This window comes from Streptomyces sp. NPDC045701, from assembly GCF_056432045.1.
This window is the reverse complement of record NZ_JBWKJV010000103.1, coordinates 1-7705: the sequence shown is the minus strand read 5'-3', so window position 1 is coordinate 7705 and position 7705 is coordinate 1. Positions and strand designations below refer to the sequence as shown.

Annotated in this window: 2 protein-coding genes and 4 pseudogenes; 2 read left to right on the top strand and 4 right to left on the bottom strand. The window is 65.6% G+C overall.

What is annotated here, in order from left to right:
* Positions 1 to 227: 227 nt before the first annotated feature.
* Positions 228 to 698, top strand: a complete 471-nt coding sequence (locus AC07DW_RS32750; protein ID WP_478861276.1) for a transposase family protein — start codon at positions 228 to 230, stop codon at positions 696 to 698.
* Positions 699 to 1012: 314 nt separating this feature from the next.
* Positions 1013 to 5989, top strand: coding sequence for an RHS repeat domain-containing protein (locus tag AC07DW_RS32745; RefSeq protein WP_478861275.1), 4977 nt, complete (start codon positions 1013 to 1015; stop codon positions 5987 to 5989).
* Positions 5990 to 6223: 234 nt separating this feature from the next.
* Here AC07DW_RS32745 and AC07DW_RS32740 read toward each other — a convergent pair.
* From AC07DW_RS32740 to AC07DW_RS32725, 4 pseudogenes are all read right to left on the bottom strand, one after another.
* Positions 6224 to 6410: pseudogene (locus AC07DW_RS32740) on the bottom strand (IS1380 family transposase); the annotation flags it as partial.
* 1 nt (position 6411) lies between these two features.
* Positions 6412 to 6618 (bottom strand): annotated as a pseudogene (locus AC07DW_RS32735) (transposase); the annotation flags it as partial.
* A 244-nt stretch (positions 6619 to 6862) separates the two neighbouring features.
* A pseudogene (locus tag AC07DW_RS32730) lies at positions 6863 to 7247 on the bottom strand (IS110 family transposase); the annotation flags it as partial.
* A 13-nt stretch (positions 7248 to 7260) separates the two neighbouring features.
* Positions 7261 to 7705: pseudogene (locus tag AC07DW_RS32725) on the bottom strand (NF041680 family putative transposase); the annotation flags it as partial.

The window sequence follows — 7705 nt, the reverse complement described above, 5'->3', positions numbered from 1 at the left end:
TTGACGGCCCACAGCCCCACGCCGATCGCCACCAGGACCCCGGCGCGGACGTACACCTCGGCGTCCCGGTCGGCGAGCGGGCTCGCGAGGATCAGCGCACGGAGTACTCAATGGTCATGTCGCACCGGCGCCGCGCACGGCCAAGGGCGGCCGGATCCTTGCCAGCCTGCTCGGCCAGAGCGACGTGGGCGCGCTTCAACGCCTCATGCTCGGCGCGGAGCCACCTCGTGCTGCCGGTGGTCGAGCAGTTGCCGGACGGCTCGTATCTCACCGAGATCTTCGATCGCAGCGACATCCACCACACCCGTCGTGGGGTGCCGGTACGCGCGGTGGAATACACCATCGCCGGCCATGAGGGCGTCTGCCGGCTCATCACCACGATCCTCGACCCGGACAAGGCCCCGGCCGCGGAACTGGCCGCTTCTACGCCCAGCGATGGGAGTTCGAGTCGAGGTCCTTGCGGACAAGGGGTACGCCGGGGCCGGGGCACTGTGATCACCCCGATCAAGCGCCGTCCGAAGGCAGAACTCCCCGACAAGCACAAGGCCTCGAACAAGGTCCACGCTGCACTACGTGCTCCCGTGGAGCGGGCCATCTCCCGGATCAAGCACTGGCGGATCTTCCGGCATGCCCGGATCAGCCCGAACAGACTCACGTCAGCAGCTGCCGCGCTCCTCACCCTCATGATCTACACGTGAAAAGGGCTCCAGAAACGGATCCCCTCCCCTCGTCCCCTCGAGCCAGGCCGAACTCAGACGGCTGAACACCCGACTCGTCGTTCGGACTGTCGTTCCGTTGGTGGGTGTGACAGGTCTGCTTGGTGGCCGGTAGGGGGAAGGCGGGCTTGCGGGTGGCTGGGGTTGTTTAAGAGGGTTCACTGTCCTGCCGTGCCCTTCGGGTGGAGCTCACCGTGTCAAGTCGATCCGCTGCTTCTTTGGTTTCTCCTCCTGCCCGGGTGTCATTGTTGCCTGGTGCTGTGCCTGGTCGCAGCACCGCTGTGCGGCGTGTTGCGTTGGCGACGGCTGTGGTGATGGGGGTGTCGGCGGTGCCGGTGGTGTCGGCGGTGGCTGCCGATACGCCGGGTGGGGTGTCTGCGCCGGTGTCGGGTTCGGTGCCGTTGGGGGATGCGGCGGCGGGGGTGGTGGATGAGCGGACCGGCTTGTGGCGGATGACTCTGCCGCTGGTGAAGCTGGGGGGGCGTGCGGGTCTGGATGCTTCGGTGTCGTTGTCGTACGACCAGCAGCTGGCGGCGGCGGGGGTGGACCGGCACGGTCTGGGTGCGGGGATGAGTCTGGGGCTGTCGTTTGTGGAGACTGAGGGTGGGGTGCGGGTGTATCCGGCCTCGGGTGGGATGTTCGAGGCGGATGAGGCCTCCGCGACCGGTTTGAAGCGCTATCCGCTCAAGGACCTGAAGTTTGCCCGCAAGGCGGGCACTCTCCCGGCCCGCGACGGCGTCCCGGCGCGCCCCTACACGTTCACGCTGGTGTATGAGGATGGGCGGGTGGATTATTTCTCCGCCGAGGGGGATCTGCTGGCGCGTGAGGACCGGTCGGGTAACCGGGTGGACTGGGCGTGGGGGTCGGGGCACCGTTTGGCGCAGGTGGTGGACACCTACGGTCAGAAGGCCACCCTCACCCCGTCGGCGACGGGTTTGACGGTGACCTCGCCGACCCGCTCGGATGGGCGGACGCCGAAGATGCAGTTGAGGACCGAGGGGGGCCGACTGGTGTCGGTGAGCGACCCGGTCGGTCAGGTCACCACCCTGGGTTACCGCTCGAGCAGCGAGACCGGTAACAAGCCGTTGCTGAGTGAGATCGTCACCCCCACCGGCGCGAAGACGATGGTGGACTATCAGATCGCGGCCGATATGAGCGTGGTCAAAACGGTCCGGGTCACCGATACGGCGGGTAAGGATATCGTCGCGCCGAAGAGTTTCTCGCTGGTTCCGGTGGAGGGGCAGCTGCACAATCATGCGGGTTTCCCGCGGTATCAGCACACCACCTTCGGCCTGTTCGACGCCCAGGATGCCGCGGCGCAGGGGTACCGGTATGCCACCGAGTTGTCGGATGGGGTGTCGGTGGTGCGCTCCACGTATAACAAGCTGCATTTGTTGCAGGAGCGGGAGACGTTCCTGATCGCGGGGGACAAGCGGGTCAGTCTGCACAAGCAGGGCCTGGACTACACGGGCGAGAAACAGGAGGTTCCGCCGTCGCCGTCGGCGTTGCCGGCGAACTACGCCAAACCCACCGAAGCCCGCGCCACCCACCTGGGCCGGGACGGCACGTCCCGCACCACGACCGAGACCGCCGTGTTCGACGACCACGGTCGGCAGACCGAGCGCAAGGACGTGACGGGAGCGGTCACCCGCATCGAGTACGGGCCCTTCGGGCAGCCGGTGAAGTCGACCACCACCGGCACCGACGGCACGGTCGCGGAAACGCGGAACACCCTCACCCCCGACGGCAAACACCTCGCCACCACCACCGAAGCCATCGCCAATAAGGAAGACGAAACCCCTAAGGCGCGCACCACCACCAGCTTCGAGGTCGACGAGCACGGTGAGCTGAAAGCGAAGACGGTCTCCTGGGCCGATGGCGCACGCCCGCAAGACGATGAGGGGCCGCAGAAGCTGACCGAGACCTACACCACCAACATCGACCCCGGCGCCCACACCCGCACCGATACGGTCACCACCCCCGCGGGCACGGTGAAGCAGGTCTCGGATCTGGCCACCGGCGAGGTGGTGGAGACGATCGACGCGGCGGGCCGGTCGGCGAAGACGACCTATGACGACGCCAGGCGGGTGGTCAAGGAAACCGGCCCGGACGGGCTGACCACCACCGCCGCCCACACCCCCACCTCCACCACGCTCACCACCCCGGACGGGCATACCGTCGTAGAGAAGCGTGACCTGCTCGGACGCGTGGTGTCCAAGAGTGACAACGTCGAAAACGGTGACATCGTGGAGCGGGCCAATGCCCGCGTGCTGCAGAACGTGCAGTACAGCCCGGATGGATTGACCGCGACCGCGACCGACGGCGCGGGCCGCCGCACGGTGACGGTCAATGACGTGCTGGGCCGACCCGTGAAACAGGTCGCCCCCAACGGCATGACCCACTTGGTGGCATATGACGAGGTGACGAATACAAAGAAGACCTCGGTGCTGCCCGCAGGCGAAAGCGACCCGGCCCACGCCACCACTGTCACGGTGGAAAAACTCGACGACGCCGACCGGCTGGTCACCCGCACGACTAGCCACGCCGACAACACCCCTGTGCCCGCATCCAACCAGTCCTACGACGGTCTGGGACGCGCCACCGAGACCACGGCTGGCGAGGTGTCCACCCGCCTCACCTATGGTGCCGGCGGCGCGGTGGTGAAGGGCAATCTCACCCCCAAAAACCCCCAGACCTTCCCGGGCCCAGAGATCACCGCGGAGAAGACCCATGACCTGACCGGTGCCCCGGTGGTGAAGACCCTGAGCTCCGGTGAGGAGAAGCGTTCGGGCACCTTGACCAAGCGGGACGACGCCGGACGGGTAGTGGAAGAGAAGGACCCCACCGGTGGGCTCACCACCCTCGCCTACAACCGGGCCGGTGAGGTGGTGAAGACCACTACACCCGACGGCACCGTCACCACCGCCACCCATGACCCGGCGACCGGCCGCCTCACCGAAACCACCACTACCAGGCCCGACGGCACATCCGTGACGACCGCGTACACCTACGACAAGACCACCGGCCGCGTCACCGAGGTGTTCGACCCGTCCGACAAGGCCAAGTCGGTCATCACTTACACCTACAACGCCGACGATCAGGTCACCAAGGTCACCTATCCCGATGGCAAGAACCTGACCCATGAATACGACACTCACGGCCTGCTCACCGCTTCCATGGATGTCGCGGGCGCCCGCACCGTCTACGCCTACAACACCGCGGACGGCACCCTGAAGTCCGCCAAGCAAACCGGCGCCGACGGCAAGGTCCTCGCGGAGGTCGCCTACACCTACGACGGCCTCGGCCGGATCGAGAAGATCGAACGCGGCAACGGCGTCACCACCACCCACACCTTCACCGACGCCAGCCAGATCAAGACCGAGAAAACCACCCGCGCCGACGGCACCCTGGTCACCGAGGCCGCCTACACCTACGACACTCACGGCAACCTCACCGAGCGCACCGACACCCGCCCCGCCGTCGACGACACCGGCGCGGTCGTCAAGGACGACAACGGCGCGGTGAGCAACACGACCACCACCACCGCCTACCGCTACGACGCCTACGACCGCCTGATCCACTCCACGGTCAAGAACGACAAGGGTGAGCCGGTCACCGAAACCGCCTACACCCTCAACGTCTCCGGCGACATCACCCGAAGCGAGACCACCCGGCACGACAACGCCGGGAAAACCACCAAAACGGTCACTGACCGCGAGATTGACCCTTCCGGCCGGCTACTGTCCCTCACCGTCGACGGCACCAGGCACACCCAGGAATGGGACCGAGCAGGCAACCTCACCAATGATCATCGCGGCAACACCTGGACGTACTACGCGCATGGTCGCCCCGCCACCCTCACCACCCCCGATGGTGAGAAGACCACCTACACCTATTGGGCCGACGGCACCCGCAAAAACACCACCACCAGCAAAGGGGGGCAACAAACCACCACCGGCTTCTACTACGACCCCGCCACCGGCACCATCGCCAACGACACCCATACCGGCAACGGCTCCGACGACACGGTGACCGCTTCCTACCTCACCGCAGCCACCCGCGAAGCCCGCACCCTGACCGGAACCAACGCCGAACAAGCACAAGCCACTGGCGGTGGCTACCTCCTCCACGACCGCCACGGCAACACCACCGCCCTCGCCACACCTCAAGGCGTCATCAATGCCGCCTGGTACTACACCGACTACGGGCAAACAACCACCACAGCCGGCCGGCCAACAACAACCAGCAGCCCCGCCAACAGCACGGGTACCGCGGGTACCAACCCCTTCACCTACGCCGGCGAATACACCAACCCAGGTATCGGAACCCAATACCTGAAAAATCGCACCTACGACCCCGCCCAGCAACGCTTCATCAGCCGCGACCCCGCCCCCCTCCACAACCGCTACCAAGCCTTCGATACCAACCCCCTCACCAAAATCGACCCCTCCGGCAACGACGCGGTCCAGGATTGGGCAGCCTACGCAGTAGTCGGAGTCATCGCCATCGGCTCGATAATCCTCAGCTTGGCCTTCCCGCCCACAATAGGATGGACCGCCGTCGCAGTTGCCGGCCTTGTCGCCAACGGCGCCGGCATAATTCTAGAAGGCCTCGCCGTGGCCCAGAACGAGACCGCCTTCCTCGGCGATAGCCCTGCCATCGAAGAGGGACTCACTTGGGCCGGTCTTGCTGTGACGTTCATCGGCTTCGCCGGCACGGGCACTGCCGCCAAAATCAGTTCTACCGCCGCCAGACAGGCACAGACGGCCAAGAAAGCACTCGATCGACAGGTCCAAGCTGCAGTAACCAAGCATAAGGCAGCAGTAAATTCCACGACTAAAGCCCTGGAAAGTCTTAATAAAGTTCTTGAGCTCAGAAAAGAAAATCGCGTCGCCGAGGCCCTACGTTTCTCTCCATCACTAGATGATCGTATCATTGCAGCCAATGGGCCGATTAACTTGGGGGGCGGGGAGCCGCAACTGTTGATCGATGCAATTGCCGCAAAAAAGGCGACAAGAGAGGCCGCTGCAGCGTTCCGCCCTCTGGTTGAACCTAGTGAGTTCAAGCCTGCGGGAGCCAGTGCCAAGGCGAAGCTTATCGCCGATGACTGTGACGCCCTGGCATGCAAATTCGACCAAATTGTAAGATATAGTAATCGATCGGACAAACAGCTAGCTGACATCAAGCAGGCCGCCAAGAAATGGCTGAAAGGAGCAGGAGAAGATGGGAGCAACTTCAAAGAACTTATGAAGATGGATACTGGCACGTCGTGAGCGCCTTCACCCAAGCCCCTCTCCAGGGTCCTGATCGTTGATTCGACTCACAAAGTCGCGTTGGTCCTGACCCTGTTATTAGCCTCGATCTGGGTCCGCCGACGGAGTTGGTGGACCCTCTTGCTCTCCGGAGCTGATGGTGGGCAGGCCGGTGGCCCGGCTGTCGCGTCGGGTGGGCGCCGGGTTCCACTGGCCGGGGCGGGTGATGCTGTCGCAGGGACGGTGGGTTGCTGGTCAGCCGGGGCTGGGCAGGAGCGCGAGCCGTTCAGGGCGGCGGTGATCTCGCCGGTCGAGGGCCAGTGCCGGGCGAGCGCCGACCGGTGGTGACGAGCTGGCCGGCTGCGGAGAAGAGGCGGAACCGCAAGCGACGCGGTTCCCAGAGCCTCGCCCGGCCGGTCAGCGCGAGCATAGGCATCCAGGCGGCCGGCCTGGAGCGCACGCTCGAGCATGGCCTTGAAATGCTCGGTCTTCGTCGCGAACACCACCTCGTCCGGGACGCCCGCCTCCCGGCACCGCTCACGGTCCTCCTTCCACGAGACAGGCACATACAGTTCCCGGTCGATCAACGCCCGCCTCCTGGCCGAGGCGTAGGCCAGGAACGTGCCGACCTGGCAAAGTTCGGTGCGTCCCGGGGCTTGGATCTGAATAGCTGTCAGAGTTGGTCTGTGCAGGTGTCGTCGGGTGATGGCAGGCGGGTTTGAGTTGTTGTGAGGGTGCGGGCGGGCGGGGGTTCCGGGCAGCGGAGTGACCGCGATGCGGTGCAGGCCCAGGAGGCGGTGGCCGTCTTGGAACTGGTTGGACAGGTTGGGGCGGGTGACGTTCGTCGGTGAGCTGGTCGCATAGCCTTGCGCCCCGGACGTAGAAGCCACGGGTTCGCAGATCCACGGCGATCTCATCGCCAGGCCTCAGGAGGCCGAGGTCCCGGCGGACGCGGGCCTGGTCGGCGATGACGAAGGCGTCCTTCGCGTCGGTCTTGCCCTCGCCCCGGTAGGTGGCCGAGGCACGGTGGACCGCCAGGCCCGTGAGGTAGGCGACGGGCTGGTTGTGGCTGACCAGCAGGCCGATCAGCAGCGCGGCGCCGCCGTGGTTAAGGTCGACGGACCCACAGCACGTCCTGGGATATCTCCAGGACATCACCGATCAGGGCGAGGAGTTCGCTCTCGTCGTTCTGGTCCCGGCGGGACAGCAGACGCTTACCCTCCACGTTGATCACCACCGCGTGGTGATGCGTCTTGCCGATGTCCACCCCGGCCCAAATCTCAGCTTGACGTTTAACCTCTGCGGGCTTGGTGCTCCTTGATCGACTCGGCACGTTTGACCGTCTTGCCGACGTCGTGGTGCCTGGCCCGGTGTGTGTTCTTCGCGCCTGGAGGCCGTCCAGGTCCGGGTCGGGACGGTTTCGGTGCGGCTGCCGGACGGGCCGCGGTCGCACGGACGTTCCGAAACCCTCGCCTCACGCGGGCGGGGGTGAGACGACGGGATTCGGTCCGCCGCTCCCAGGGCCGCCGGAGGTCTTCGGCGAGGGGCCGAGCGAGAAAGAGCTGAGTGTGGGCGGCGATGATCAGCCAGGTCCATAGATCGGCGGTGGCGGCGCGGCGGATCTTCGGTGTGGTCCAGCCGAGGGTCTGTTTCATCAGCCGGAAGGTGTGTTCCAGATCGAAGCGGCGGAGGAACGACTGCCACCAGCGGTCGACGTCGGCCGACGCGGCCGAGGTG